The organism is Sphingomonas sp. FW306-05-A (assembly GCF_058782275.1).
The window spans coordinates 1375163-1401703 of the sequence record NZ_JBYSXN010000002.1 but is presented as its reverse complement, the minus strand read 5'-3'; the positions used below and the strand labels follow the sequence as shown (position 1 = coordinate 1401703).

The 26541-nt window shown below is 66.5% G+C and carries 23 protein-coding genes and 1 riboswitch; of the genes, 11 read left to right on the top strand and 12 right to left on the bottom strand.

The window, feature by feature from the left end; all coding sequences use genetic code 11:
• Window positions 1-18: 18 nt before the first annotated feature.
• From AC3WJR_RS15270 to AC3WJR_RS15245, 6 genes are all read left to right on the top strand, one after another.
• The gene (locus AC3WJR_RS15270; RefSeq protein ID WP_492725775.1) at window positions 19-1032 is read left to right on the top strand and encodes a ferritin-like domain-containing protein; all 1014 of its coding nucleotides are present in this window, start codon (window positions 19-21) and stop codon (window positions 1030-1032) included.
• Window positions 1033-1070: 38 nt separating this feature from the next.
• Window positions 1071-1179, top strand: a riboswitch (TPP riboswitch).
• 41 nt (window positions 1180-1220) lie between these two features.
• Entirely contained in the window at window positions 1221-3140 is a 1920-nt protein-coding gene (thiC, locus tag AC3WJR_RS15265; RefSeq protein WP_492725774.1) for a phosphomethylpyrimidine synthase ThiC, read from the top strand.
• 294 nt (window positions 3141-3434) lie between these two features.
• Window positions 3435-4478: an HWE histidine kinase domain-containing protein gene (locus tag AC3WJR_RS15260; protein ID WP_492725772.1), complete on the top strand. Its 1044-nt coding sequence runs from the start codon at window positions 3435-3437 to the stop codon at window positions 4476-4478.
• A complete protein-coding gene (locus tag AC3WJR_RS15255; protein WP_492725770.1) occupies window positions 4475-4927 on the top strand; it encodes a response regulator in 453 nt (150 codons plus the stop codon). The genes AC3WJR_RS15260 and AC3WJR_RS15255 overlap by 4 nt, the downstream gene beginning before the upstream one ends.
• 74 nt (window positions 4928-5001) lie before the next feature.
• Window positions 5002-6192, top strand: a complete 1191-nt coding sequence (locus tag AC3WJR_RS15250; protein WP_492725769.1) for a hypothetical protein — start codon at window positions 5002-5004, stop codon at window positions 6190-6192.
• 127 nt (window positions 6193-6319) lie between these two features.
• Window positions 6320-6802 carry a hypothetical protein gene (locus tag AC3WJR_RS15245; protein WP_492725767.1) on the top strand — a complete coding sequence of 161 codons (483 nt, stop codon included), beginning with the start codon at window positions 6320-6322 and terminating at the stop codon, window positions 6800-6802.
• A 60-nt stretch (window positions 6803-6862) separates the two neighbouring features.
• On the opposite strand, the gene AC3WJR_RS15240 is transcribed toward AC3WJR_RS15245, so the two are convergent.
• The 3 genes from AC3WJR_RS15240 to AC3WJR_RS15230 all read right to left on the bottom strand — a co-directional run bounded on the left by AC3WJR_RS15240 (window position 6863) and on the right by AC3WJR_RS15230 (window position 11096).
• Window positions 6863-8221: a PepSY-associated TM helix domain-containing protein gene (locus AC3WJR_RS15240; protein ID WP_492725765.1), complete on the bottom strand. Its 1359-nt coding sequence runs from the start codon at window positions 8219-8221 to the stop codon at window positions 6863-6865.
• Window positions 8218-10458, bottom strand: coding sequence for a TonB-dependent receptor (locus AC3WJR_RS15235; RefSeq protein ID WP_492725763.1), 2241 nt, complete (start codon window positions 10456-10458; stop codon window positions 8218-8220). Before AC3WJR_RS15235 ends, AC3WJR_RS15240 begins: the two co-directional genes overlap by 4 nt.
• Window positions 10459-10622: 164 nt before the next feature.
• Entirely contained in the window at window positions 10623-11096 is a 474-nt protein-coding gene (locus tag AC3WJR_RS15230) for a hypothetical protein (RefSeq protein WP_354278822.1), read from the bottom strand.
• 93 nt (window positions 11097-11189) lie between these two features.
• Here AC3WJR_RS15230 and AC3WJR_RS15225 point away from each other — a divergent pair, with 93 nt between their 5' ends.
• Window positions 11190-11663 (top strand): GFA family protein, encoded by a 474-nt coding sequence (locus tag AC3WJR_RS15225; protein WP_354278823.1) that lies wholly within the window; start codon window positions 11190-11192, stop codon window positions 11661-11663.
• Between the two features lie 119 nt (window positions 11664-11782).
• On the opposite strand, the gene AC3WJR_RS15220 is transcribed toward AC3WJR_RS15225, so the two are convergent.
• Window positions 11783-12409 carry an outer membrane protein gene (locus tag AC3WJR_RS15220; protein ID WP_354278824.1) on the bottom strand — a complete coding sequence of 209 codons (627 nt, stop codon included), beginning with the start codon at window positions 12407-12409 and terminating at the stop codon, window positions 11783-11785.
• Window positions 12410-12621: 212 nt separating this feature from the next.
• Between AC3WJR_RS15220 and AC3WJR_RS15215 the strand changes: the two genes are divergently transcribed.
• From AC3WJR_RS15215 to AC3WJR_RS15205, 3 genes are read left to right on the top strand one after another with little or no spacing between them, the layout of a single operon-like run.
• Window positions 12622-13491: an ImuA family protein gene (locus tag AC3WJR_RS15215; protein ID WP_492725760.1), complete on the top strand. Its 870-nt coding sequence runs from the start codon at window positions 12622-12624 to the stop codon at window positions 13489-13491.
• A 4-nt stretch (window positions 13492-13495) separates the two neighbouring features.
• The gene (locus tag AC3WJR_RS15210; protein WP_492725758.1) at window positions 13496-14989 is read left to right on the top strand and encodes a Y-family DNA polymerase; all 1494 of its coding nucleotides are present in this window, start codon (window positions 13496-13498) and stop codon (window positions 14987-14989) included.
• Window positions 14986-18234 carry an error-prone DNA polymerase gene (locus AC3WJR_RS15205; RefSeq protein WP_492725757.1) on the top strand — a complete coding sequence of 1083 codons (3249 nt, stop codon included), beginning with the start codon at window positions 14986-14988 and terminating at the stop codon, window positions 18232-18234. The genes AC3WJR_RS15210 and AC3WJR_RS15205 overlap by 4 nt, the downstream gene beginning before the upstream one ends.
• Before the next feature lie 107 nt (window positions 18235-18341).
• Here AC3WJR_RS15205 and AC3WJR_RS15200 read toward each other — a convergent pair whose 3' ends face one another.
• The 7 genes from AC3WJR_RS15200 to AC3WJR_RS15170 all read right to left on the bottom strand — a co-directional run bounded on the left by AC3WJR_RS15200 (window position 18342) and on the right by AC3WJR_RS15170 (window position 24628).
• The gene (locus AC3WJR_RS15200; protein ID WP_492725756.1) at window positions 18342-19778 is read right to left on the bottom strand and encodes an ammonium transporter; all 1437 of its coding nucleotides are present in this window, start codon (window positions 19776-19778) and stop codon (window positions 18342-18344) included.
• An 11-nt stretch (window positions 19779-19789) separates the two neighbouring features.
• Window positions 19790-20128 carry a P-II family nitrogen regulator gene (locus AC3WJR_RS15195; protein WP_354278828.1) on the bottom strand — a complete coding sequence of 113 codons (339 nt, stop codon included), beginning with the start codon at window positions 20126-20128 and terminating at the stop codon, window positions 19790-19792.
• 386 nt (window positions 20129-20514) lie between these two features.
• Window positions 20515-20721, bottom strand: a complete 207-nt coding sequence (locus tag AC3WJR_RS15190; RefSeq protein ID WP_492725755.1) for a putative signal transducing protein — start codon at window positions 20719-20721, stop codon at window positions 20515-20517.
• Window positions 20722-20725: 4 nt separating this feature from the next.
• Window positions 20726-21877 (bottom strand): M42 family metallopeptidase, encoded by a 1152-nt coding sequence (locus tag AC3WJR_RS15185; protein ID WP_492725754.1) that lies wholly within the window; start codon window positions 21875-21877, stop codon window positions 20726-20728.
• Between the two features lie 58 nt (window positions 21878-21935).
• Complete coding sequence (locus tag AC3WJR_RS15180) at window positions 21936-22877, bottom strand: DUF5996 family protein (RefSeq protein ID WP_492725753.1); 942 nt, start codon at window positions 22875-22877, stop codon at window positions 21936-21938.
• 67 nt (window positions 22878-22944) lie between these two features.
• Window positions 22945-24375, bottom strand: a complete 1431-nt coding sequence (tldD, locus tag AC3WJR_RS15175) for a metalloprotease TldD (protein ID WP_242137977.1) — start codon at window positions 24373-24375, stop codon at window positions 22945-22947.
• Window positions 24376-24394: 19 nt separating this feature from the next.
• Window positions 24395-24628, bottom strand: coding sequence for a zinc-finger domain-containing protein (locus AC3WJR_RS15170; RefSeq protein WP_010214450.1), 234 nt, complete (start codon window positions 24626-24628; stop codon window positions 24395-24397).
• A 289-nt stretch (window positions 24629-24917) separates the two neighbouring features.
• Here AC3WJR_RS15170 and AC3WJR_RS15165 point away from each other — a divergent pair, with 289 nt between their 5' ends.
• Complete coding sequence (locus tag AC3WJR_RS15165) at window positions 24918-25841, top strand: ABC transporter ATP-binding protein (RefSeq protein ID WP_492725752.1); 924 nt, start codon at window positions 24918-24920, stop codon at window positions 25839-25841.
• A 28-nt stretch (window positions 25842-25869) separates the two neighbouring features.
• On the opposite strand, the gene AC3WJR_RS15160 is transcribed toward AC3WJR_RS15165, so the two are convergent.
• Window positions 25870-26499 carry a LysE family translocator gene (locus AC3WJR_RS15160; protein WP_354278835.1) on the bottom strand — a complete coding sequence of 210 codons (630 nt, stop codon included), beginning with the start codon at window positions 26497-26499 and terminating at the stop codon, window positions 25870-25872.
• Window positions 26500-26541: the final 42 nt, after the last annotated feature.

Here is a 26541-nt window from a genome sequence, read left to right as displayed (position 1 = left end):
CGTACCGGAGTGTTTCCAGTGATCGATAGCGACCTTCTCCTGCACGCGATCGACGCGAGCGATCGCCGCCGCGACGCCCGTCGCCAGTTCCTCCGCAGCGCCGGGGCCGCCTCGGTCGCGGTCGGCGGCGGCGCGTTGCTCGCCGCCTGCGGGGCGACCAACACCGACAGCACGATCACCCCGACCCCCACGCCGACCGGAACCGCGACCGCGACCCCCAGTCCCGCGTCGACCGACGTGCTGAAGGACCAGGATACGTTCAACTTCGCGCTCAACCTCGAATATCTCGAGGCGCAATTCTACAGCTTCGCGGTGACGGGCGCGGGGCTTCCCGCTGCGCTGCTGACCGGTAGCGGCACGCAAGGGTCGGTAACCGGCGGGCGTGCTGTCACCTTCACCGATCCGATCGTGCGCGAATATGCGCGCGAGATCGCCGCGGACGAAGTCGCGCACGTCGCGTTCCTGCGCTCGGTGCTCGGCACCTCGACCGTCGCGCAGCCCGCGATCAACATCGACGGTGGCGCGAACGGCGCGTTCACCTTGGCGGCGCGCGCGGCGGGCCTCGTTGGCGAGACCGGCACCTTCGACCCCTATGCCAGCGACGAGAATTTCCTGCTCGCGGCGTTCATCTTCGAGGACGTCGGCGTCACCGCCTATAAGGGTGCAGCGCCGCTAATCGCGCAGAGCCTGCTGATCGACGCCGCCGCGGGGATCCTCGCGACCGAGGCGTACCACGCCGGGCTGATCCGCACCGTCCTGTACAGCAAGGGGATCGCGACGCCGTCCTTGCGCGCCAGCGCGAACGCGATCAGCGACGCACGTGACAGCCTCGACGGGTCGAGCGACCTCGACCAGGGGATCGGCGACGGCACGACGGCCAACCTCGTGCCGACCGATGCCAACGGCATCACCTTCAGCCGCACGCCGGGGCAGGTGCTCAACGTCGTCTATCTCAACCGCAACGCGGTCGTCGGCGGGGGCTTCTTCCCCGCGGGCATCAACGGCACGATCAAGACCAGCGCCGCCAGCTGAGGCCTCTTTTCAACGCGCGAACGAGCGCGTACACATACCAATATTCCCCGGGGGGCTGCGCCAGAGCAGCTGAGAGGTAGCTGAAGCTACGACCCGTTTGAACCTGATCCCGTTAGCACGGGCGGAGGGAGGGAGCGGTGTCCACGCCCGGGTTCCGTTGTCGCTCGTCCGATTTGAGGAGCGATACAATGGCCGACATTCCTGCCCGCACCGAAATTGGCGTCACCACCGGAGCGATCCGTGGCAGCCGCAAGATCCATGTGCCGCACGCCAACATCCCCGGCGCGGGCGTCGCGATGCGCGAGATCATGCTTGATCCGTCCGCGCTGGAGCCGCCCTTGCGCGTCTACGACACGTCCGGCCCGTACACCGACCCCCGCGCGCAGATCGACATCAACCAGGGGCTCCCGCAGCTCCGTCGCGACTGGATCCTCGCGCGCGGCGACGTCGGATCCTATGACGCGCGCGAAATCCGCCCCGAGGACAATGGCCTCACCGGCCCCGATCGCTCGGCGGGCGTCCCGCAATATCCCAACGTCATCAAGCGTCCGCTTCGCGCCAAGGCAGGCGCGAACGTCAGCCAGATGCATTACGCGCGCCGCGGAATCATCACCCCCGAGATGGAATATGTCGCGATCCGCGAGAATCTCGGTCGCGCGGCGGCGAAGGAGAAACTGATCCGCGACGGTGAATCGTTCGGCGCGTCGATCCCCGATTATGTCACCCCAGAATTCGTCCGCGACGAAATCGCGCGCGGCCGTGCGATCATCCCCAACAACGTCAACCACCCCGAATCCGAGCCGATGGCGATCGGGCGCAACTTCCTCGTCAAGATCAACGCCAACATCGGCAACTCCGCGGTCGCATCGAACGTCGCGGCGGAAGTCGACAAGATGGTCTGGTCGATCCGCTGGGGCGCGGACACGGTGATGGACCTCTCGACGGGCCGCAACATTCACGACACGCGCGAATGGATCCTGCGCAATTCGCCCGTCCCGATCGGCACCGTGCCGATCTATCAGGCGCTCGAGAAGGTCGGCGGCGTCGCCGAGGACCTGACCTGGGAGATCTTCCGCGACACGCTGATCGAGCAGGCCGAACAGGGCGTCGATTACTTCACGATCCACGCGGGCGTGCGGCTCGCCTATATACCGATGACCGCCAAGCGCGTCACCGGGATCGTCTCGCGCGGCGGGTCGATCATGGCGAAATGGTGCCTCGCGCACCACAAGGAGAGCTTCCTCTACGAACGCTTCGACGAGATCACCGAGATCATGCAGGCCTATGACATCGCCTATTCGCTCGGTGATGGTCTCCGCCCCGGCTCGATCGCCGACGCCAACGACGAAGCGCAGTTCAGCGAGCTCTACACCTTGGGCGAACTCACCCACCGCGCGTGGAAGAGCGACGTCCAGGTGATGATCGAGGGCCCCGGCCATGTGCCGATGCACAAGATCAAGGAGAATATGGAAAAGCAGCTCGAAGTGTGCGGCGAGGCGCCGTTCTACACGCTCGGGCCGCTCACCACCGATATTGCGCCGGGCTACGATCATATCACCAGCGGAATCGGTGCCGCGATGATCGGTTGGTACGGCACCGCGATGCTTTGTTACGTCACGCCCAAGGAGCATCTGGGCCTCCCCGACCGCGACGACGTCAAGGTCGGCGTGGTGACCTACAAGCTCGCCGCGCACGCCGCCGATCTCGCGAAGGGCCACCCGGCGGCCAAGATGCGCGACGACGCCCTGTCGCGCGCGCGCTTCGACTTCCGCTGGCGCGACCAGTTCAACCTGTCGTTGGACCCGGACACCGCCGAGCAGTACCACGACCAGACGCTCCCCGCAGAAGGCGCCAAGACCGCGCATTTCTGCTCGATGTGCGGGCCGAAATTCTGTTCGATGAAGATCACGCAGGAAGTGCGCGACTTTGCGGCGAAGCAGAACGGCCCGGCGGACGGCTTCCTCGCGGCGGGCGCGGGGCAGGCGGTCGACGCGGACCGCGCGGCGTTCGCCAAGGGCACGACGCATGCCGATGCGGAGGCCGGAATGGCGGCGATGAGTGAAACCTTCCGGGAGAAGGGCGGGGAGATTTACCTGCCGGCGGAGTAAGCGCGCCCGTCCGTCGCCCCGGCCTTGTACAAGACTTCTGCGGGCTCCTGTGAAAGCAGGAGCCCGGGAGTCCTAGGCGCGATAGGCCGTTGCTCTGCGCGGCAACGCAAGGGTGGGCAGCGTCCGGCTCTGACGCTCCCGCGACAAGACCATTTGGCCTCATGGCAATCAAACCTTCCAAAAGCGCGACCGACACAAAGGAAGCGCCAATAACGGCATCGTTACACCCTTGAAACTATCCTTAGGAGGAACGAGGAAAATCGAGTAAGCTGCGCCAGAACAAGGAAAATCGCGGTGGATATAACGGCAAAGTCAGCCGCCCAGAAAGAGGGTGAGGCAGAAGTCGACACGTTCCGCCGGGAACTTGGCCCGTTCGTCGTGGCTGCTCAGAAGACCCGCATGCCGATGGTCTTTACGGATGTGGAGCCCGGCCACCCGGTCATCTTCGCAAATGACGCCTTCCTGAAGCTGACGGGCTATGCGCTGGAGGAAGTGCTCGCCAAAAGCTTTCAGTCCTTGCTCGCCGTGGGAGTCGACCCGGAAACGATGACGACCGTCGAATCGGCATTCCGCGGAGAGTGCGATCACGAGCCGGAGATACACTACAGGCGCAAGGACGGCAGCGAGTTCTGGGCGTCGATGTTCGTCAGCCCGGTTTGCGACGACGGCGGTACGGTCGTTCAGCATTTCGTATCGCTCGTCGATCTAACGAACCACCGCCAAGACAACGCTCGGTGCAAGATGCTGATCGACGAGCTCAATCATCGGGTCAAGAACACCTTGTCGACGGTCCAGTCGATCGTCACTCAGGCGCTCCGCCGGCCGGCCGAACCCGCCGCGATCCGGGAAGCGATCGAGTCGCGCATCCTTGCCCTGTCGCGGTCGCACGACCTGCTGACCAACACCAATTGGGAGGGCGCTGGCCTTCACGAACTGGTCGATACGGCCCTGCACCCGTTCAAGGTCGTCACGGGCCGCACCGAGCGGTTCACGATCGTCGGCGACAATGTGCATTTGTCGCCCAAGACCGCGCTCTCGGTCGCGATCGCCCTCCACGAGCTTGCCACCAACGCCGTAAAATACGGTGCCTTTTCGAACGATGCGGGCAAGATCGCGATCGACTGGACGATGCCTTCGGCGGCCAAGGATCGGCTCTTGCTGCAATGGCGGGAGAGCGACGGACCCCCGGTGACGCCGCCGACGCACAAGGGGTTCGGATCATGGGTCATCGAGCGCGGCCTGGCGCACGAGCTCGGCGGCGCGGTGACGCTCGACTATCTGCCCGCCGGCGTGACGTGCACGATCGAGATACCGGTTTCGACAGAGACGGAAGAATGACCGGCCTTCTCGCCGGCCGCAGGATCCTCGTGGTCGAGGACGAGATGCTCGTCCTGATGCAAATCGAGATGGCGCTGGAGGATCTCGGCTGTTCCGCGGTCTGCGCCGCAGCCAGCGTTGCCGAGGCCGCCGCAATCCTCGTTGGAGAAAGCTTCGATGCAGCAATGCTCGACGTCAACCTGGGGGGAGAGAAGAGTTACCCGGTCGCCGATATGCTGATCCGGCGTAGCATCCCGTTCGCGTTCTCGACCGGCTATGGTGATCTTGGAGATCGCACGGACCTGTACGATCGGCCGATGCTCCGGAAGCCCTATGCGCACGCGGATTTCGAGGCAGTGCTGGCAAAACTGATCGCCGACCAGCCTTCGCCGCCAGCGGCATTAGCACCGTCCCCCGCGTCTGCCGAACGAGGTCGCGCCGGTGACGGAGACCGGACAGAAGCGCTGTAACGCGGGGTAAGGGTCTGGTATCTTTCCGAATGCTCACAGTTCGGCGAATTGCCGTCATCCGTCCCGCATTTGCCTTGGCCACTTCTGCCGCGCTGGTGGCGTCCGCTGGCGCTGCCGCGAACGGTCCCGACAAAGGCATCGCATTCGATAACGCATATGAGACCAGATCTGCTGAAAGCCTGTCGGGCCTGTTGGCGATGAAGCTCGCCAACCTTGCAGAAATCGATCCGGATCATCCGCTCGCCTCGAACCGTGCGACGCAGACCCTGAGCATGTTCGGACGCGAAGACCTCATCGCGTCGAGCAGCAAGAACTTCGCGGCAACGCACTGCGCAGCGCTGATGCCGACGGCCAACGTCCTCGATGAAATCGCGCGACGTGCGCGGCAGACATCGATCGTCATCGTCAACGAAAGTCACGAGCGGTCGGAGGGGCGTGGATTCACGGCAATGCTGGCGGCGCGACTGCGACCGCTCGGGTATGATGCGCTCGCGCTGGAAGCACTGCAAAACGATCCGCCAACCACGCCGAAACAGTATCGCGCCCCGTTTGTCCGGCAGCCGAACCTTCCGTATTTCGACGATGACGATGGTTTCTACCTCGGCGAAGCGGCATTCGGCAGAATGGGCCGACGCGCCAAAGCGTTGGGCTACCGGCTCGTTTCCTACGAGGCCAATCCCAACGACGGGTTGCCGTCAGGCGCGACGCTTGCGCAACGAATCGCCGTACGAGAGGAGGAACAAGCCGCCAACCTGGCGGCGTTCCTGAAGGAGCACCCCGGCACGAAGCTTCTGGTCCATGTCGGATATCAACACGTACTTGAGGTTCCCCGCGCCGACGGTTCGAAGTGGATGGCGGCGCTCCTCAAGCAAAAGACGGGCATCGATCCGTTGACGATCAGCCAGACCGACTGTCGCGGCGGCGGCGAGGCAGACCGTCTCGCTGTCCTCCCGGCCGATCAGCCGCCCGGGTCGTTCGATCTGGTTGTCGACCACCCGCCGGCCCGCTTCGACCGAGGGCGTCCCGTATGGCGCGAGAAGGCGGGAGACCGGCCGGTCAGCGTACCCGCCGCCTTGCGTCCGTCGGTCGGCTGGCGGGTGATCGAGGCCCGCCCGCTGGACGAGCCGGCCACGTCGGTTCCGATGGATCGTGTGGCGATCAGACCCAAGGAAGACGTCGCCCTGATGCTGCCGCCGGGGCGCTACCGGTTACGCGCCATCGACGTGACGTGGAGCAACCCCAAGGCCGTCAAATCCACCCGCTGAGGGAGCGGTAAACTACGGAACCTTCAGCCAAAAAGGCACCTCGTCCCCCAAAACGATCCGTTGCCGAAACGACTCTCCCGACGGGCCCGCCCATGCTATCCTCCGCCCAGTTCCGGGGGGAATCACGATGATGTTGGGTCTGTCGCTAGCAGCCTTCACCGCGCTCCACACCGCGATCAACCTCGTCGCGATCGCCGCGGGACTGGTGTTCTTCGGCGCATTGACGACCGGACGCTGGTGGAAGACCGCCAACACCGTCTTCCTCGTCTTCACGATCCTGACCAGCGTGACCGGCTTCCTCTTTCCGCCCAAGCCGATCGGGCCACCGTTCGTCTTCGGCGTCGTCTCGTTGCTGCTGCTCGCGGTCGCAGTCTATGCGTTGTACGGTCGGCGTCTGGCCGGACGGTGGCAGTGGGCGTATCTCATCCCCGCGCTGCTCGCACAATGGCTCGACATGGTCGTGCTGGTGGTGCAGTCGTTCCAGAAAATACCGATATTACATGGGCTTGCGCCAACCGGCGGGGAGCCGTCGGTCCTCGCGGCGCAAGCGCTGGTGGTGCTGCTCGTCGGCTATGCCGCGTGGCGCGGGCTGCGGCTGCGGCGCGCCTGAGCTGCCCTGCGGCAGCGCCCGCGCGTGGCCGTCCTGTGCGACCTTGACGATCTTCGCGCGTTACGCGCGCGCCAGCCCCAACCAGCGCCGCGCACCTCCGATCCGTCGCAACACCAGCCGTTCCACCGCCAGCACCAGCAGCAAGGTCCCGCCGAACAGCGGCATATAGACCCCCAGCACCACGATCGCGGCGACCAGCACCGGCCCGAACCGCGGTCGCGTCAGCGGGATCGGCGCGCCGAGCAGCCCGACCGGCCGCCTGCGCCACCACAGCACCGCGCCCGACCCGGCAAGCAGCGCGAGCATCGCCGCGACCAGCGTCCCCGCGATCTGGTTGGCCAGCCCGAACAGCGCGCCTTCATGGACCGCGATGCCGTACCCGATCAGCCGGTCGATCCAGTGCCGCTGTGCAAAGCCGCTCCGACCAAGCACGCGCCCCGTCGCGCCGTCGACTTGCGCGTCCGAGCGCTGCGGTCGGTTCGCCGAGTCCGAACTCACCGACCACGCGCCCCCCGGCGTCTTGGGCGGCGCGACCAGCACCGGCGCCGCGATCCCGAGCGGCCGCGCCGCCGCCACGACCCGCGACAACGCGCCCGCCGGCAGCGGGGCAGGGGCAACCGCCTGCATCGGCATCCCGGCCATTCCGGCGTGCCCGGCGTGCGGGTCCGCGCTGGGCGGTGCGATCGGCGGCTTGCCCCCGATCGTCCAGTCGACCGGCCCCTTGCTCGTCCCCGTCAGCGCGCGGACCTCGACCAGATAGCTCCCCCAGCCCTTCGCCCACGGCAGTCCGGTCAGGATCAGCCCCAGCGCGAACACCGAGACCCACACCCCGGTCGTCGCATGCAGGTCCCGCCAGAACCGCCGCTTGCCGCCCCCGAGCCGCGGATACAGCACCCCGCCAAGCCCCCGCGCGCCCCGCGGCCACCACAGATACAGCCCGGTCAGCAACATCGTCACCGCCCAGCACGCCGCGATCTCGACGATATAGCTGCCGATGGTCCCCGCGAGCAGCGTCCCGTGCAGCCGCGACAGCAGCGGAAACAGCCGCGCATCCTCGCGCACGACCTGCAGCACCCGCAGCGTCGCCGGATCGACATAGACCCGGCTGTCCACGCCCGCGCGCCCGACGATGACGCGCACCGCATGGCCAGGCGCATCGGGCAGCACGTACTTGCGCAAGACCGACCCCGGCACCGCGCGCAGCGCCGCGGCGGCTTGCGCGTCCGGCGACTGTGCGGGTGCCAAGGTCGCCAGATGGTCGAACCGCTGGTCGATCCACGCCTCCACCTGCGGCCGCCACAGATAGAGCGATCCGGTCAGCGCCAGCCACAGCACGAACGGGATGCACACCAGCCCGGCATAGAAATGCCAGCGCCAGACGCTGTTATACCACCGGGTTCCGGATGCCTGAACGCTCATAGCCGTGCCGTTACTTCCGCGCTGATCGTGCGCTGGGGGAAGGGGTGGAAGAGGAAATATCTCGCGTTGTTGAGGTTGTCGACGCCGACCGCGAAGGCGTAGCGCGGCGTCACCTCGAACCGCGCGCGGGCATCGATCACGAAGTAGCGGTAGAAGCCCATATACGTGTTCCCGACCGTGTCGCTGTTGTCGAGCGTCGCATAATTGCGGCTGGCGTAGCGCGCCGCGGTGGTCAGCGCGACGCCCGTCGTGGGCCGCCACGTCGCCACCGCGCTCGCCTTCCAGCGCGGGACCGAGGGGAGCAACTTGCCGATCGCGGCGGGGAAGGCGCGGTTCGCGCGTGTTGTCGCCTCGGTATAGGTCACGCTCCCCGACAGATCGACGCCGCGCACCGGAAAGTCGGACCGCGTCCCCGCCAGCTCGACCCCGCGCGCACGAGTCCGGTCGACGTTCTGGACATAGGTATAGGCAACCGCCGACCCCGCCACCAACGGCGCGGACTGCGAGATCAACGCATCCTCGATCGATTCATTAAACAGCGCCAGCCGGACCTCGCCCCCCGCATCGCGCCGCTCGATCGCAAGTTCCTCGGACAGCGCACGCTCCGGGCGGAGCGTCGGATCGGGGACGGTCACCACCGCCCCCGTCGTCACCGCCTGGTAGAGTTCGCCGACCGTCGGGAAGCGATACGCCTTGCCGAACGATGCACGCACCGTCCAATGCTGCGCCGGGACAAAAGCGAGCGACGCCTTGGGCGAGAAGCCCGTCGCGGTGCGGACCGGCTGGGCAACCGACAGCGCAGGCGTGCTCGAGAAATTGAACCCGTCATACGCACGCCAGTCCTCATAGCGCCCACCCACCGTCAGCGTCAGCGGATCGGCGATCCGCACCGCATCCTGCGCCCACACCGCAGCGGTCCGTGTCTTCCCCCGCGACGCCTGGTTGAGCGCGCCCTGCGGCCCGGCGATCCAGTCGGTGGTGGCATAGCGGTTGCTGTTCACGGTGTAGCGATCCCAATGCACCCCGGCGCTAAGAGTATGCGTCGCCGCAGCATCGGAGCGCCACGCGCCTTTGGCGTCGAACGTTTCCCACCCCGTGCCATCCAGCCGCGTGATATTGCCCGCTCCCCCGTCGAACGCCGCGGGGAGCACCCCGGTGGGGCTCCGCTGCGTATCCTTGGCGAAGTCGTACAGCGTCCCGATCACCTGCCAGTCGAACCGCCCGTCCTTTCCGGTCGCGGACAGCGCGTGCGACCAGTGGCGCTGGTCATAGCGATAGACGCCGCTCGAGAACGCGCCGGTATAGACGGGTGTACCGCCCCCGGTCACGCTGAGGTAGGTCTCCGCGGTCGAGTCGGTATCGTTGCGGAACAGCCCGCCGACATAACTCAGGCGCAGTGCGGGCGAGACGTCGAACGCCGCCTTGAGCTTGATGTTGTCCTGCGCCTGCTGCTCGATCCCGCCGCTCCCGAGCACGCGGATCGCGGCGCCGGTGCGGTTGCGGTCTGCGACCCCGCCGGTCGTCCCCGCCGGGTTGGTGGCCGCGGTGACATAGCTCGTTGGCTGGCTTCGGCTGTCGGTATGCGTCACGCTGCCGAACAGCGACAGCCGTCCGAACCGGTCCCCCAGCGTCGCCGCGATCTGCCGTGCGGGGAGCGTCGCCTTGGCGCCGTACAGGTCGAACGTCTGGAGGCTGGTGCCCGCGCTCAGCGTCCCCTCGAGCCGGTCGGGCAGGCGCGTCGTAATGTTGACGACCGCGCCGATCGAGTTTCCCGCATAGGCCGCCGAGAACGGACCGTAGAGCACGTCGATCCGCGCGATCTCCTCGGGGCTGACCATCCCCCAGCGCGGGCTGGCGGAGGTGTTGTTGTTCCCGATCAGCGCCGACAGCAACGCGCCATCGGCATATATCAGGCTCCGCGCGCTCGACCCGAGCCCCGAGGTGCGCGTTGCAAGCGGGGCCTGCGTGTCGCCGATATGGCGTTTGCGGACCACGAGGCTGGGGAGGTATTTGAGCGTATCCTCCACGTTGACCGCGTTGATCGTCGTCGCGATCTCGGCGGCGGTGACGCTCGCATGGCTATTGGGGGCGGCTTCGATGGTTCGGGTCTGGCGCTCCGCTATGACGAGAATGTCGTCGGTACGGCGCGCGTCGAGGGCTGCGACAGGGGCGGGTGCGGTGCTGGCCAGCACGGCCAGCCCCGACACGGCACCGCGCAGGCGAATGCGGTCGATCATGGAATTCCTGTTCGATAACGGCCGTGGCCGTTCACACGGGGGCACGCCGTCGGGCGTGCGATCGGTCTTTCAGGGTCGCGTGCGCGAGACCGTCCGATCCGCGGCGATGCGGCGGCACGGATCAGGCCATGGCAAGGCTCGGCGAACCGAGCGCGCGGACACCGTCAGGCGTGTGCGGGTGGTCCGCGCAGCGGTGGGCGCAGGAAGGGACGCGGGCGGATCGGCGCGTCCGGTCGCTGGAACAGCGCAGCCGCCACGACGGAAGCAAAGGCGATCGCCAGCAGGACGATATCGGCGCCGCCGAGACTCGGCGCGGTCAGCCCGGCGAAGGCGCAGGGTGCTTCGGGCTTGGCCGGAATCTGGTGCCCGCCATCGCCACGCCCCGGCAATGCGTGATCCGGCATCGCGTGATCCGGCATCGCATGATGCTGCATCCCGGGCATCATCCCGGCGGCGGCAGGCGCAGTCGTGGGATCGGAGGGCTGCGCCATGCCGGAGCACAACACCAGTTCGATGCCGTTTGCGGTCGCCATCGGCATGAACCCTGCGGGAACGATCGCGCGCATCAGCAACGCACAGACGATCACCGCCCAGACCAGCGCCGTGTTGCTTTGCAGGAAGGGCCGGAGGGCAGCCATTGCGGCGTGGTAGCGGCGCGCGCGTGCGCTGTCACTTGGACAAACCGTCACCCCCCGCTTGCGACCGATCCGGCACTGGCGCGTTTCGGGGGGATGACCGATTTTACCCTTCCGCTCGATGGTGGCTGCTTCTGCGGCAAGATCCGCTACCGGATCGACCAGCCACCGCTGTTCACGATGGCGTGCCACTGCAGCGATTGCCAGCAGATGACCGCATCCGCCTTTTCGCTGGGCCTGGCGATACCCAAGGCGGGGTTCAGCCTGCTATCCGACGTTGCCCCGCGCACGATCGACAAGACCGCGGATTCGGGGGCGACCTCGACGCGCTATCTTTGCCCCGATTGCGCCGGATGGACACATACGACGACGACAGGCTCGCCCGACAGCGTGATCGTGCGGCCGAGTTCGCTCGACGACGCGGCGTGGGTCCGCCCGATCGCAGAGATCTTTACGCGATCCGCGTTGCCGTGGGCACGGCTTGCGACGGCGTTCAGCTATGAAACCGAGTTCACCGACCCATCGCCGATCGTCGCGGCATTCGAAGCGAGCGACATCCGCCCGTCCTGAACGCCCGTCCTGAACGCCCCTCCTGAACGATTGGGTTCGCGGCACTGATCGGACCCCGGAAAACGAAAAAAGGCGCGCCCATCGCTGGGCGCGCCTCTCTCGAACGGTAGGAGTTGCGCTTACTTGAAGCGAACGCCGATGCCGCCCATGATGCGGTGACGCGAGGTGTTGTCGTTATACTGCGAGAACACATACTGCGCGTTGACATAGACCGGCAGACGACCCTCGGTGACCGTGTACTCGGCACCGCCGCCGACCTGATAGCCGGTCGTGTTGACATGGTCGTAGAACGAGGTCTGCGTGGGCGTGTTGGCATCGAACCGCTTGCGCTGCTCGTTGGTGACGTAACCGCCCTTGGCGAAGACCATCGCACGCGGCGTGACCAGATAGCCTGCGCGGACGCCGACGCCGAATTCCTCGAACGACTTGTGGCAAACCGAACCGCCGTTGGATGCGCCGCAATTCTCGGTCCAGTCGTTTGCACGCCAGTAGGTTGCTTCCGGACCGACGACGATACGGTCAGCGATCACGCCGTCGAAACCGATCGTGGCACCGTAGCCGAACTTGTCGTTATGACGACCCTGCGACTGGAAACGATCGCCGCCGAGGTTACCCTCGAGGCGGAAACCGCGGAACGAGGTGTTGCTCGTGCCTTCGCTGGCGGCGGTGGTGGTGACTTCCTGAGCCGATGCTGCACCCGTGGTGAGTGCTGCGACAGCGGCTGCAACCATCAAAATTTTACGCATGTGTGTTCTCCATTGACGACGCCCAAACACGCGACGGATCGAAGTGATCCTTTGGTATGAGGCGTTTCCCGGAACCTGTTGCATCGCAGCAACACTTCATGGCGACGGTGTCGGGCGGAGCACGGCGCGTAGGGCCATCCGCCAGGGGTTCCCGCGTAGCATGTTGACTCGCTCGCATAATCCGCGCGATACGGAACATAAGATGAACAAATATGACCGAGTCGATCGCCTCGCTGCGCCATTTGAAGCGCCAGATCGCCGCCATAGAGCAGCGCGAGGGGCTGTGCGATTCCGCGGTCGACACGGTTCGCGTGGGAACGGGACATGACGGAATCGATCAGGCGATCGGCGGCGGATTGGCCCGCGGTCGGTTGCATGAGGTGTTCGCGCACGACGCTGCGGATGCAGGGTGCGCGGCGGGGTTCGTCGGGATGCTCGCGGTCCGGCTGGGGGGGGCGCTCGTCTGGTTGCGCGAGGATGCGGCCGAAAAGCAGGGCGTCCTCCACGTGGGTGGCCTGGTCGAACTCGGGATCGACCCATCGCACCTGATCCTGGGCGTGTTGCCCGATCCGCTCGCGGTGCTCCGCGCGGCGGCGGATGTGGTGCGGTGTCCGGCGGTGGGGGTGGCGGTCATCGAAATGCGCCGCAACCCGGCCATGCTCGATCTGACCGCAGGGCGCAGGCTTGCGCTGGCGGCGGAAAGTTCCGGCGTCACGGTGCTGCTGCTGCGGATCGATGCGCAGCCTTCGCCCAGTGCGGCGGATACGCGCTGGTCCGCCAGCGCCGCGGCGTCCGCGCCGCTCGAGGCGAACGCGCCGGGGTATCCGGTGCTCGATGTAACGCTTTTGCGCCAGCGTGGTCGTCCCGGCGACGGGCGCTGGCTGGTGGAGTGGGACCGTGACCAAGCAAGCTTCCGCGCAGCGGGTGCGCCGCGTCGATCCGACCATGACGGCGCCCGAGACCCTCGCCGAGACTCTGGCATCATCGCCGCCACAGTCCGCCCGGCGGCATCTGGCACTGTGGTTTCCCTTCCTGTCGAGCGACCGGCAATCCCGCACCCGGGGTTCCGCCGCGTCGGCTGACACTATGGTCGATCCGGGGGTCGATACAGGGGTCGATCCGGGGGCTGACGCACCGTTCGTCTTCGTCGAAAAGCAGCGTGGCGCGATGCGGATCACCGCGGTCGATCCGCGTGCGCACGCGCTTGGCCTGTCGCCGGGGATGGCGCTGGCGGATGCGCGTGCGATCCTGCCCGATCTCGCCGCGCACGATGCCGCCCCCGCCGCCGACCAGGACTGGATCGAGCGGATCGCGGACCTGTGCGAACGCTACACCCCGATGGTCGCGCTCGACGAAGCCGACGGCATCACGCTCGACATCACCGGCTGCGCGCATCTGTTCGGTGGCGAGGACGGCCTGGTCGCCGACCTCGAGCAGCGCCTCGCCAGCTGGGGCGCGCAACTGCGCCATGCGGTCGCGGGCAGCCCCGATGGTGCGCAGGCGCTCGCGCGGTTCCAGACGATGCCTGCCGCGAGCGAGACGGCAGCACTGCGCCGGCTCGATGTCGCGGCGCTGCGGTTGCCCGACGAAACGCTGGTCGCGCTCCGCCGCGCCGGATTGAAGACGCTCGGCGATCTCGCGGGACGTCCGTCCGCGCCGATCTCTGCGCGTTTCGGCGAGGAAACCACCGAGACGCTCGCACGGCTGCTCGGCGATCTCGACAGCCGGATCCAGCCGCGCCGTCGCTTGCCAGCGATGTTCTTCGAACGCCGCTTTGCCGAACCGATCGCGCGGACCGAACATGTCCTCGACGTGATCGACGATCTCGCGACGGAGGCATCGCAGGCGCTGGCGGAGCGCCACAAGGGCGGGCGGCGTTTTGCAGTGCGCTTGTTCCGCAGCGACGGGCAGGTGCGCGATCTTGCAATCGAGACGGGGCTCCCCGCACGCGACCCGCCGACGCTGCTGCGGCTGTTCCGTGAACGGATCGACGCGCTCGCCGATCCGCTCGACCCCGGCTTCGGGTTCGACATGCTGCGCTTCATCGTGCCGCGGATCGAGCCGCTCGCGCCGACGCAATTGCAGCTTGAGGGCGGCGCGATCGGCGACGATGCGATGGCGGCGCTGGTCGACCGGCTCAGTACGCGGGTCGGGCGGACCCGGATCCGGCGCTTCGTCGCGCGCGACAGCCATATTCCCGAACAGGGCGTGCTCAGTATCCCCGCGCTCGACGCGCCGACCGCGCCCGTGCCTGCATGGCAACCGCTCGACCCGGGCGAGCCGCCGCTGCGCCCGATCCATCTGTTCGATCCGCCGCAGCGGATCGAAGTGATGGCCGAAGTTCCCGACGGCCCGCCGCATCGCTTCCGCTGGCGGCGGACGCTGCACGACGTGACGCGGTTCGAAGGCCCCGAGCGGATCGCCGCAGAATGGTGGAAGCGGATCGATGCCGCCGGGCTGACGCGCGATTATTACCGCGTCGAGGATACGCGCGGACGGCGCTTCTGGATCTTCCGCCACGGCCTGTACGATCGCGAGAAGCCCGATCCCGACTGGTATGTCCACGGCCTGTTCGCATGACCGGTTTTGCCGAACTGGTCGCGGCGAGCAATTATTCCTTCCTGCGCGGTGCCGCGCATCCGCATGAAATGGTTGCCGAAGCGCTCCGGCTCGGGCTCGACGGGATCGGTCTGGCCGATCGCAATACGGTTGCGGGCGTCGTCCGTGCGCATGTCGCGCTCGAATCGGCGGTCAAGGAAGCGGCGGCGGCGGGGCTGCCCGATTTGCAGTTCCGGCTGGTCGTCGGCGCGCGGCTGGTGTTTTCGGACGATACGCCCGACATCGTCGCCTATCCGGCGACGCGGTTCGGCTGGGGGCGGCTGACGCGGCTGCTGACGCTGGGTAATTTGCGCGCCGAAAAGGGCGATTGCGAGCTGCATTTCGCCGATTTGCTCGATCATCACGAAGACTTGCTGCTGATCGTGCTCGGTAAGGAGCAGGATCTGGGCGTTCTGCAAACGCTCCGCGCCGCGTGCGGGGATCGGGTGTGGCTCGGCGTGACGATGCTGCGGCAGGGGCGCGACCGGCGGATGCTCGCGCGGATGCAAGCGGTCGCGCAGGCGGCACATGTCCCGCTGCTCGCGACCAACGACGCGCTCTATGCGGGACCGGCGCAGCGACCGCTCCACGACGTGCTGACCTGCATCCTCCACGGCACGACAATCACCACCGCCGGGCGGATCCTCGCCGCCAATGCCGAACGGCATCTCAAACCCGCCGACGAGATGGTACGGCTGTTCCGCGATTGCCCCGATGCGGTCGCGCAGAGCCGCGTGATCCTCGACCGGATCACCTTCACGCTGCGCGATCTCAGCTACGAATATCCGCACGAACCGATCCCGTACGGCTGGGAACCGCAGGACTGGCTCGAGCATATCGTGCTCGAGGCGGCGCACCAGCGCTACGGCGAAACGCTGTCCCCCAAGGTCGAGGCGTTGCTCGCGGAGGAATTCCGCCTGATCCGGTCGCAGAAATACGCCTTCTACTTCCTCACCGTCCACGATCTCGTCCGCTTCGCGCGCGCGCAGACCCCGCCGATCCTGTGCCAGGGGCGCGGGTCGGCGGCGAATTCGATCGTGTGCTTCCTGCTCGGCGTGACCTCGGTCGATCCGGTCCAGCACGACCTGCTGTTCTCGCGCTTCGTGTCCGAGGAACGCAGCGAGCCGCCCGATATCGACGTCGATTTCGAGCACGAACGCCGTGAGGAGGTGATGCAGTATGTCTATCGCCGCTACGGCCGCCACCGCGCCGGGATCGCCGCGACCGTCATCCATTATCGCCCGCGCAGCGCGGTGCGCGAGGTGGGGAAGGTGCTGGGCTTCACCGAGGACGTCACCGCGCGGCTCGGCAGCACCGTCTGGGGCAGTTTCGCGAGCAAGCTCGAGGACCGGCGCTATGCCGATGCCGGGCTCGACCCTACCAACCCCGCGATCGCGCGATTGAAGGGGCTGGTCGAACAGATCCTCGAATTCCCGCGGCATCTGTCGCAGCATGTCGGCGGGTTCGTGCTGACGCAGGACCGGCTCGACGAGACCGTCCCGATCCACAATGGCGCGATGCCCGACCGGACCTTCATCGAATGGGACAAGGACGATATCGACGCGCTCGGGCTGATGAAGGTCGACGTGCTCGCGCTCGGCATGCTGACGTGCATCCGCAAGAGCTTCGACCTGATGCGCCGGCACGGGCTCGGCGACCATGATCTCGAGGTCGATATCGCGGCGGATGATCCCGCGGTCTATGACATGCTGTGCAAGGGCGACAGCATCGGGGTGTTCCAGGTCGAAAGCCGCGCGCAGATCAACATGCTGCCCCGGCTCAAACCGCGCTCGCTCTACGACCTGACCGTGCAGGTCGCGATCGTCCGGCCCGGGCCGATTCAGGGCGAGATGGTCCACCCCTATCTGCGCCGCCGCAGCGGGATCGAGAAGGTCGACTATCCCTCGCCTGCACCGCCGCACAATCCCAACGAACTCAAGGACCTGCTCGGCAAGACTTTCGGCGTGCCGTTGTTCCAGGAACAGGCGATGAAGCTCGCGATCGTCGCGGCGGCATTCACCCCGGTCGAAGCGAACAAGCTGCGCCGCGCGATGGCGACCTTTCGCCATACCGGCGGGATGGACGACTTCCGCGTCAAGATGGTCGAGGGGATGGCGGCACGCGGTTATGATCGCGACTTCGCCGAACGCTGTTTCCAGCAGATCGAGGGGTTCGGCAGCTACGGCTTCCCCGAAAGCCATGCGCTGTCGTTCGCGCGGCTCGTCTACGTGTCGTCGTGGATCAAATGCCACCAGCCCGCGGTGTTCGCCTGCGCGCTGCTCAATGCGCAGCCGATGGGCTTCTATGCCCCCGCACAGATCGTCCGCGATGCGCGCGAGCATGGGATCGCGGTCCATCCGGTCGACATCAACGCGAGCGACTGGGACAACAGCCTCGAACCCGACGATGCAGGCGTGCTCGGGCTGCGGCTCGGGTTTCGCCAGATGGACGGGTTCCGTCGTGCCTGGGCAGACGCGTTGGTCGCGGCGCGCGCGCGCGGGCCGTTCGCCTCGGTCGAGGCTCTGGCGCGGCGCGCGGCGCTCCCGCAGCGCGCGCTCAGGCTGCTCGCGGACGTCGATGCGTTCGGGTCGATCGCGCTCGATCGGCGGCAGGCCTTGTGGGAAGTCCGCCGCACCCCCGATGCAGCACTGCCGCTGTTCGCTGCCGCGAGCGCGCGCGAACTGGGGGAGGAGCCCGACATGGCGCTTCCGCTGATGAGCGCGGCAGAGCAGGTGGTGGTCGATTACAAGACGCTGCGGCTGTCGCTCAAGGATCACCCGATGAGCTTCCTGCGCGCAACGCTCACCGACGAAGGGATCAGCAGTTGCGCGCGCACCAGCGCGGTCAAGGCCGGGTCGCGCGTACGGACCGCGGGGATCGTGCTGATCCGGCAACGCCCGGGGAACGGCAATGCGATCTTCGTGACGATCGAGGACGAGACCGGCGTCACCAATGTCGTGATCTGGGCCCGGCTGTTCGAGACGGTCCGCGCGCAGGTGATGGGATCGCGGCTGATGCTGATCGAGGGCGAAGTCCAGCGCAGCCCAGAGGGCGTCGTCCACCTGATGGCGAACCGGGTGCATGACCGCAGCGCGCTGCTCGATACGCTGGGGGAAGACACTGCGGTCCGCGTCCCGCTCGCGCGCGCGGACGAGATGGTCCGTCCGGTCCCGCCGCGGCATCCGCGTGATGCGCGGATCGTCCCCAAATCCCGCGATTTCCACTGATCCCGCAAGCACAAAAAAGGGCCGGTGCGTTGCCGCACCGGCCTAAGGTTGTCCGCAGGAGGAACATTGTGGGGCCAACCGGGTCACCGACCCGGCGGCCAATCTCTTCAATAATTGTACGCGCGCTCGCCGTGTTCGGTGATGTCGAGCCCGTTGTGCTCGACCTCTTCGGTCGGACGCAGGCCGATCGTGTACTTGAGCGCAAGGAACAGCACGGCGGAGATGCCGCCAGACCACACCAAAGTGATCCCGACCGCGGTCAGCTGCTTCATCATCTGCGCCGACATGCTGTAGTCGGCCGCCGCAACCGCGACCGCAGGGAACTTGGTGTAATCGAAATAGCCCTGTCCGCCGAGCGACGGTGCCGCGACGATCGCGGTGGCCAGCGCGCCGACGATCCCGCCGACGCAGTGGACCCCGAACACGTCGAGCGAGTCGTCATACTTCAGCCACGCCTTCACATAGGTGACGAAGATGAAGCAGATCGGCGACACGATGAGGCCGAGGACGATCGAGGTCATCGGTGCAGCGAACCCGGAAGCCGGGGTGATCGCCACGAGCCCCGCGACCGCGCCCGTCACCGCGCCGAGCAGCGACGGCTTCTTGTGGACGATCTGGTCGATCACTGCCCAGGAGACCGCAGCGGCGGCGGTAGCGACGAAGGTGTTGATGAACGCGACCGCGGTCACGCCGTTCGCTTCGAGGTTGGACCCCGCGTTGAACCCGAACCAGCCGACCCACAGCAGGCTGGCGCCGATCATCGTCATCGTCAGCGAGTGCGGCGGCATCGGCTCGCGGCCGAAGCCAAGCCGCGGACCGATCACGAGGCAGCCGACCAGACCGGCGATGCCAGCGTTGATGTGGACCACGGTGCCGCCCGCGAAGTCGAGCGCGCCGAGGTTGAACAGCCAGCCACCATCGGTCGGCGCATCGGGGAGGAAGTCCGGGCCAGCCCAGTACCAGACCATGTGCGCGATCGGGAAATAGACCAGCGTCAGCCATGCGACCACGAAGATGATCAGCGGGGTGAACTTCACCCGCTCGGCGAACGCCCCGACGATCAGCGCGGGCGTGATGCACGCGAAGGTCATCTGGAAGCAGACATAGGCCAGTTCGGGAATGTAGACGTTGTTCGAGAAGGTCGCCGCCAGCGTGGTACCGTCAACGCCCTTGAGGAACGCCTTGGAAAGACCGCCGAAGAAGTGGTTCTCGCCGCCCGACGTAAACGCGATCGAATAGCCGTAGGAGACCCACAGCAGCGCCGCGACGCAGACGATCATCATCACCTGCATCAGCACCGACAGCATGTTTTTGGTGCGCACGAGGCCGCCGTAGAACAGCGCGAGGCCGGGCACCGACATCATCAGCACGAGGGCCGCCGAGATCAGCATCCAGCTGGTGTCGCCCTTGTTGACCATCGTCGCCATCTGCGCGGCATCGGGGGCTTTTATTGGGCCGGCCGCAGCCTGTGCCCAGGCGGGCAGTGCCGCGAAGACGCTAGCCCCCGCCAGAACCGCCAAACCCGTCTTGATTCCTGGCTTCATCTCTACCCCCTTCACAGCGCGGTCTCGTCGGTTTCGCCGGTGCGGATCCGAACCGCTTGTCCGACATCGAGCACGAAAATCTTGCCGTCACCGATCGCGCCGGTGTTGGCGGACGCCTGGATCGCCTCGACCACGCGGGACGCGATATCGCTGCCGCAGACGACCTCGACCTTGATCTTGGGGACCATGTTGGTGCTGTATTCGGCACCGCGGTAGATTTCGGTCTGGCCTTTCTGGCGCCCGAAACCCTTGACCTCGGTGACCGTCATGCCCGCCACGCCGATCTCGGTCAGCGCCTCGCGCACGTCGTCGAGCTTGAACGGCTTGATGATGCCTATGACGAGCTTCATGCGCGAACCCCCCTGTTTATTGGTCCTGGGGTTCTGCTGTGCAATCGACGTGCCAAATCGTTAACGACGCGATTTCGCGGTTGCGGCATGACAACACGGTTACGATTGCGTAAATTTTATGTGCACGTGCGAATGGATGCCTGAAAATGAGGCAGGTTGGGGTTTGAGGGAGGCTATGATTTCTAGTGCAGTCGAGAACCATGTGTGCGGCGGTGCGTCACGAAGCCTCCCACGCCGGGCGCGCTGCACGGCCCCACCCCAACCCCTCCCCTAAAGGGGAGGGGCTTGCCCGTGCTTCTTATTTCTTCTTGCCCCTCCCCTTCAGGGGAGGGGTAGGGGGTGGGGGGAGCCTCGCAGAGCACCCCGTACAGGGCGTACGGACAACCTCAGCCAGCGTCCGCCCCCAGGATCTCCCGCGCCGCGTCCGCATCCTCATCATCCACCATCACGCGGACCGGAATCAGATACTGGCTCCCGTCCGCGATGCTCGCATTGCCATCGAGCGCAATCGCCATGATCCCCTCGGACTCCAACCGCCCGATCACGATATACGCCTCGTTGCGCCCGAAGCGCCCGACTTCGACCAGGCTCATGCCGTCATTCCTTCCCCGGGGTGAAATCGCGCAGATCCGCGACCGTCTTCGCATCCAGCTTGCCGATCAGCGCGACGACGAGGTCGACCATCCGGTCGAAATCCGCCCGATCGATGATTCCGTTATGCGCATGCGTATAGCGCGCAGGGACGACGAGGTTGACCGTCGGCACGCCGCCATTGGTCGCCTGGATCGCCGCGCTGTCGTCGCCGTAACCCTGGACCAGATCATGCTGGAGCGGAATACGCGCGCCTTGCGCGGTCTCGTCGACCAGCCGGACGAACTTGCGGTTGGGCAGGGTGCTCGAATCGTACAGGAAGATCCCCGGCCCACCGCCGAGCATCGCCTGCGTCTCCTCCGGGTTGCGCCCCGGGCTGTCGCCCGTGATGCCGCCTTCGATCGCGATGCCGACATCGGGCTTGATCAGGTCCGCCGAGGTGCGCGCCCCGCGGAGGCCCACTTCCTCCTGCACGGTCGCGACGACGAACAGCTGGTTGGGGTGGCCGGTACTGCGAAGCCGCCGCAGCGCCTCGATGATCACCGCGAGCCCGACGCGGTCGTCCCACGCCTTGCCGAGATAGCGATCGCCCTTGCCCATCACCGTGAAGGGCGAATCCGGCACGACCGGATCCCCCGGCGACAGCCCGAGCGCCGCCACCTCCGCCGGGGTCTTCGCGCCGACATCGAGAAAGAGCGTGTCGCGCGGATAGACCTTGCTGCGTTCGTCGGCGGGGACGACATGAATATCGCGGATCCCGGTGACCGCATGGACCGGCCCCTTCTTGCCGATGATGATCCAGCGCTGGTCGGGGAGCGCCTGGTCAAGCCAGCCGCCGAGCATCTGCATCGAGAGATAGCCGGTCGGCGTCACGCGCCGCACCACCCCGCCAAGCTCGTCCATATGCGCGTCGAGCATCACCTTGGGCCCGCTCGACCCGTGCTGTGCGATCACCGAGCCGACGCCGTCATAGCTGACCTTGTCCGCCAGCGGCTTGAGTTCGCGCACCATGACCGCGCGAACCGCCTCCTCGAACCCGGGCGGGCCGGGCGCATCGGCCAGCTCGCCGAGCAAACGTTGCGTGCGGTCGCCCGATTGTGCCGCAACCGGACTGACGACAACCGCCATAGCCATGAAAACAGGCAGGAATTTCTTCATCAAACACACCCTCTGATCCAGCCGCATGGTTACAGGCGGTGGATACCGACGCAAGCGATCAGACGGCGCGAGGGATGCTTGCACGACCCAGTGCGCAGTCGAGCGCGGCGCGATCCCAGCCCGCAAGATCGGCGGCGGCATCATAGGTCGACTGGCAGAAGGCGAGCAGCGCCGCGTCCGGATCGGGCGCGGTACGGACCGCGTCATATGGGAGCAGGAATTCGCCCAGCCCTGCGTTCCATTCCGCCGCTGCCGGGCTGACCTTCGCTTCGGCATATTGGTCGGGTGCGGGATAGGCGTAGGCGTAGAAGGCGGCATTCGGATAGGCATCGCTGCCCGGCCAGAAGCCGACGCTCGCTTCCTCATGGCTGTAGGCGTCGCGCGTCACCGCATCGGGGAGGCCGGGGAAGCCGCCGGGGTGGGTCGGCGCATCGCGACCCGAGAAACGCGTGACCGCCAGATCGAAGCTGCCCCAGAAAAAGTGCACCGGGCTCGCCTTGCCGGTAAAACCGGTGCGAAACTGACCGAAAACGCGCGAAACCTGGATCAGAACGCGCCAGAACGCGCGCACGGCGTCTGCATCATAGGGCCTTTCGGCGTCATCCTGCGCGAAAGGAGGCACATCGGCCATCTCGCTCGGGGTGCCATCGAAGGTCGCGGGGATGTCGAGCTCGGTCAGGCAGGCGACCACCGTCTTGTGAAAATCCGCGATGCTGCCGGCGCGAAGCTCGATCCCGCGGCTGCGCCCGTCGCTGGTCATGAAGATCAGCCGGTCATGGAGCAGGTCGAACTCGATCTCGAGAATCCGCTCGCCGATATAGATCGCCGAGGTGGTAAGTCCGCGTACGGAAACATAAAACGGCACATGCCAGCTATGGTTGAGCCACGGCGTCAGCGCGAGCCGGACCTTGCCGATGATCTGCGTGCGAAGCTGGAGCCCGATCGCGGTCTCGCGCCACGCGGCCCAGTCGAGATCGGGCCAGGGGGACACTGTCGGCATCGTCATCATCCTACCCCGGCGTCACCCCGGCCAGCGCCGGGGTGACGGAAAAACCGCCCGTTGTCCGTTACATCGCCGTCCCGCCAACGGTCAGCCCGCCGACCAGCAACGTCGGCTGCCCGACGCCGGCCGGCACGCTCTGCCCGCCCTTGCCGCACATGCCGATGCCTTCGTCGAGCGCGAAATCGTTGCCGATCCCCTCGACCTTGGTCAGGCACGACGGACCGTCGCCGATCAGCGTAGCGCCCTTGATCGGCGCGCCGATCTTCCCGTTTTCAATGCGATACGCCTCGGTGCACGAAAAAACGAACTTGCCCGACACGATGTCGACCTGCCCGCCGCCGAACGCCTTGGCGAAGATGCCCGACTTGACTCGGCTGAGCAGCTCAGCGGGATCGTCATTCCCGCCGCGCATGAAAGTGTTGGTCATCCGCGGCATCGGCGCGTGGGCGAAGCTCTCGCGACGCCCGTTGCCGGTCGGCGCGACGCCCATCAGCCGCGCGTTGAGCCGGTCCTGGATATAACCCTTGAGAATCCCGTCCTCGATCAGCACGTTCTCCTGCGTCGGCGTGCCCTCGTCGTCGATCGACAGCGACCCGCGGCGATCCGCGATCGACCCGTCGTCGACCACCGTCACGCCCGGCGCGGCGACACGCTCGCCGATCCGCCCGGAGAAGGCGCTGGTGCCCTTGCGGTTGAAATCGCCCTCCAGCCCGTGGCCGATCGCCTCGTGCAGCAAAATCCCCGGCCAGCCCGGCCCGAGCAGCACGGTCATCTCACCCGCAGGGGCAGCGACCGAATCGAGATTGACGACGGCTTGCGCCAGCGCCTCGTCGATCGCGCGGTTCCACGTCGCGGGCTCCATCAGGTCGGTGTAGAGATAGCGCCCGCCGATCCCGAAGCTGCCGGTCTCGCGGCGGCCATTCTGCTCGACCACGATCGACACGTTGAGCCGCACCAGCGGCCGGATGTCGGTCGCCATGAAGCCATCGGCGCGGACGATCTCGACCACGTTCCAATTGCCCATCAGCGATACCGACACCTGCGCCACGCGCGGATCGCGCGCGCGCGCGGCGGCGTCGATCGTCTGGCACAAATTCACCTTGTCGGCGAAGGGGATCAGGTCGAGCGGATCGGCGTCGGTATAGAGATGCCGGTTGGTGGCGCGCGGCGGGGCGGCCTTGGGGCTGGCGGACGGATCGATCAGCGCCATCGTCTCGGACGCGCGCTTGATCGCGGCGGCGCTCAGTTCGTTGGCGTGCGCGAAGGCGGTCATCTCGCCCGACACTGCGCGGAGACCAAAGCCCGAATGCGTGTCGTAGCTCGCGGTCTTCAGTCGGCCATCGTCGAAGCCGAACGCCTCGGACTTGCGATATTGCAGGTAAAGCTCGCCGTCATCCGCCTTGCCGAGTGCGGCGGCGGTGAGGGCCTGGGCCTCGTCGGGGGACAGCTGTCCGTCATGATAGAGGAAAGCGCGGGGGTCTGCGGGACTCGTCATACCCCCGAATATAGGAGGCTCAGCGGCCTGCGCCATCCCCATGATCGTGCAAGCCCGCCTGATCGACGCCATCGGCGGGTCCGCCGATCAGGATGAAGCGGCGGTCACAATAGCCGCAATCGACGTAACCGGTCTCGTCGATCTCGAGAAAGACGCGCGGATGGCCGAGGCTCGCGCCGCCAGGAATGTCGGTCGCGCCGTCGCAGATGTTGCGGGCGTGGGTGACGCGGAGGATTTCGGGCGGGGCGATCATGGGGTCGCGATAGCAAGCCGGGGGGGAAGCTTCAACGGGTGTTTGGGTGGGGGGATGATCTTCCTACCCACCTCCCGTTCGTCCTGAGTAGCGACCGAGTAGGCGAAGCCGTATCGAGGGCGCGTATCGAAGGACATCGCGCGCAACCGTGCTTCGATACGCACCCTCGATACGCCGCCAAGCGGGGGCTACTCGGTCGCTACTCAGCACGAACGGAGAAGGGGAAACGCGTGCCCGACATACGGTTTTCCCCTTTCCGCCAGCCCCCCACCCCCGTACAGCAACCGGCATGACGGAAGCGGCCATCTCCATCGCCAATTTGAGCAAGACCTACAAAGGCGGCAAACAGGCGCTCGACGACGTGTCGTTCGACGTGCCGCGCGGCCAGATCTTCGGGTTGCTCGGCCCCAATGGCGCGGGGAAATCCACGCTGATCAACATCCTCGCCGGCCTCGTTAACAAGACCGGCGGGACCGCGTCGATCTGGGGCTTCGACATCGACCAGCACCCGCGCAACGCCAAGGTGTCGATCGGGATCGTCAACCAGGAGATCCTGTTCGACCCGTTCTTCTCGCCGTTCGAGACGCTCGAGATCCAGGGCGGGCTGTACGGCGTCCCCAAGGCGAAGCGCCGCTCGATGGAATTGCTCCGCGCGGTGCATCTGGAGGACAAGGCCAACGCCTATGCGCGCACGCTCTCGGGGGGCATGAAGCGCCGCCTGATGGTGGCCAAGGCGATGGTCCATTCGCCCCCCGTGCTGGTGCTCGACGAGCCGACCGCCGGCGTCGACATCGAACTGCGCCAGCAACTCTGGGCCTATGTCCGCTCGCTCAACGAGGCGGGGGTGACGGTGGTGCTGACGACGCATTACCTCGAGGAAGCCGAGGAATTGTGCGACCGGATCGCGATCATCAACCACGGCAAGGTGATCGCCAACGAACCGACGCGCGACCTGCTGGCGAAGGCGACCGAGAAGATGGTCGAGGTGACGGTCGACCGCGACGTCGCGGTGACGCCCGCCAACGCCTGTTTCCAGAAGATCGAGCTGAAGGGAACGCGGACGCTCGCGATCACCTACGCGAAGGACAAGGTCAACGCGGGCGAAGTGCTCGCGGCGGTGCAGGCGGACGGGTACGGCATCGTCGACGTGTCGACGCGCGAGGCAGATCTGGAGGACGTGTTCCTGAATTTGACGAGGGCAGCGAACGCCTGACGCGCTCAGCGGGGGCTGCGCACGCCGGTCACGAATGCCGCGTCCGCAGCAGCGCCAGTCCGAAGCCGATGAAGATCACCCCCGTCACGCGGTTGAACAGCCGCTTGACCGCCGGTCGCTCGAGATACCCCGCCAGCGACCGCCCGCCGAGCGCATAGACCCCGTACCAGAAGCTCTCCAGCACCGCGAAGGTCGCGACAAGGATCGCAAACTGTGGCGGCTTGGGGAAAGCGGGATCAACGAATTGTGGAAAGAAGGCGGCGGCAAACAGGATCAGCTTGGGATTGCTGATGCCGATCGCGAACCCGCCGCGGAACAGCGCACGAAGCGATAGCGTGCGGGGCAATTCGCCGTCGCTGACGTCGATCGGCGTCACGTTGCTGCGCCACGCCTTGACGCCGAGGTAGAGCAGATACGCCACCCCCGCATAGCGCAGCACATCGAACGCCCCCGGGACTGCAAGCAGCACCGTCGTGACCCCCGCCGCCGACGCGGTCAGCACCAGCACCAGCGCAAGCAGGCACCCGGCCATCGCGGCGACGCTGCGCTTCATCCCCAGTTCGACGCTGCGTGAAAGGATATGGAGCATGTTCGGCCCCGGCGTCCCGCACAGCAGGAAAACCGCGCCGGTGAACAGCCACCAGGTGTGAAGGGTCATCGTCATTCGCCACGGCCAAAGGTGATTTCGCAGCTATACGGC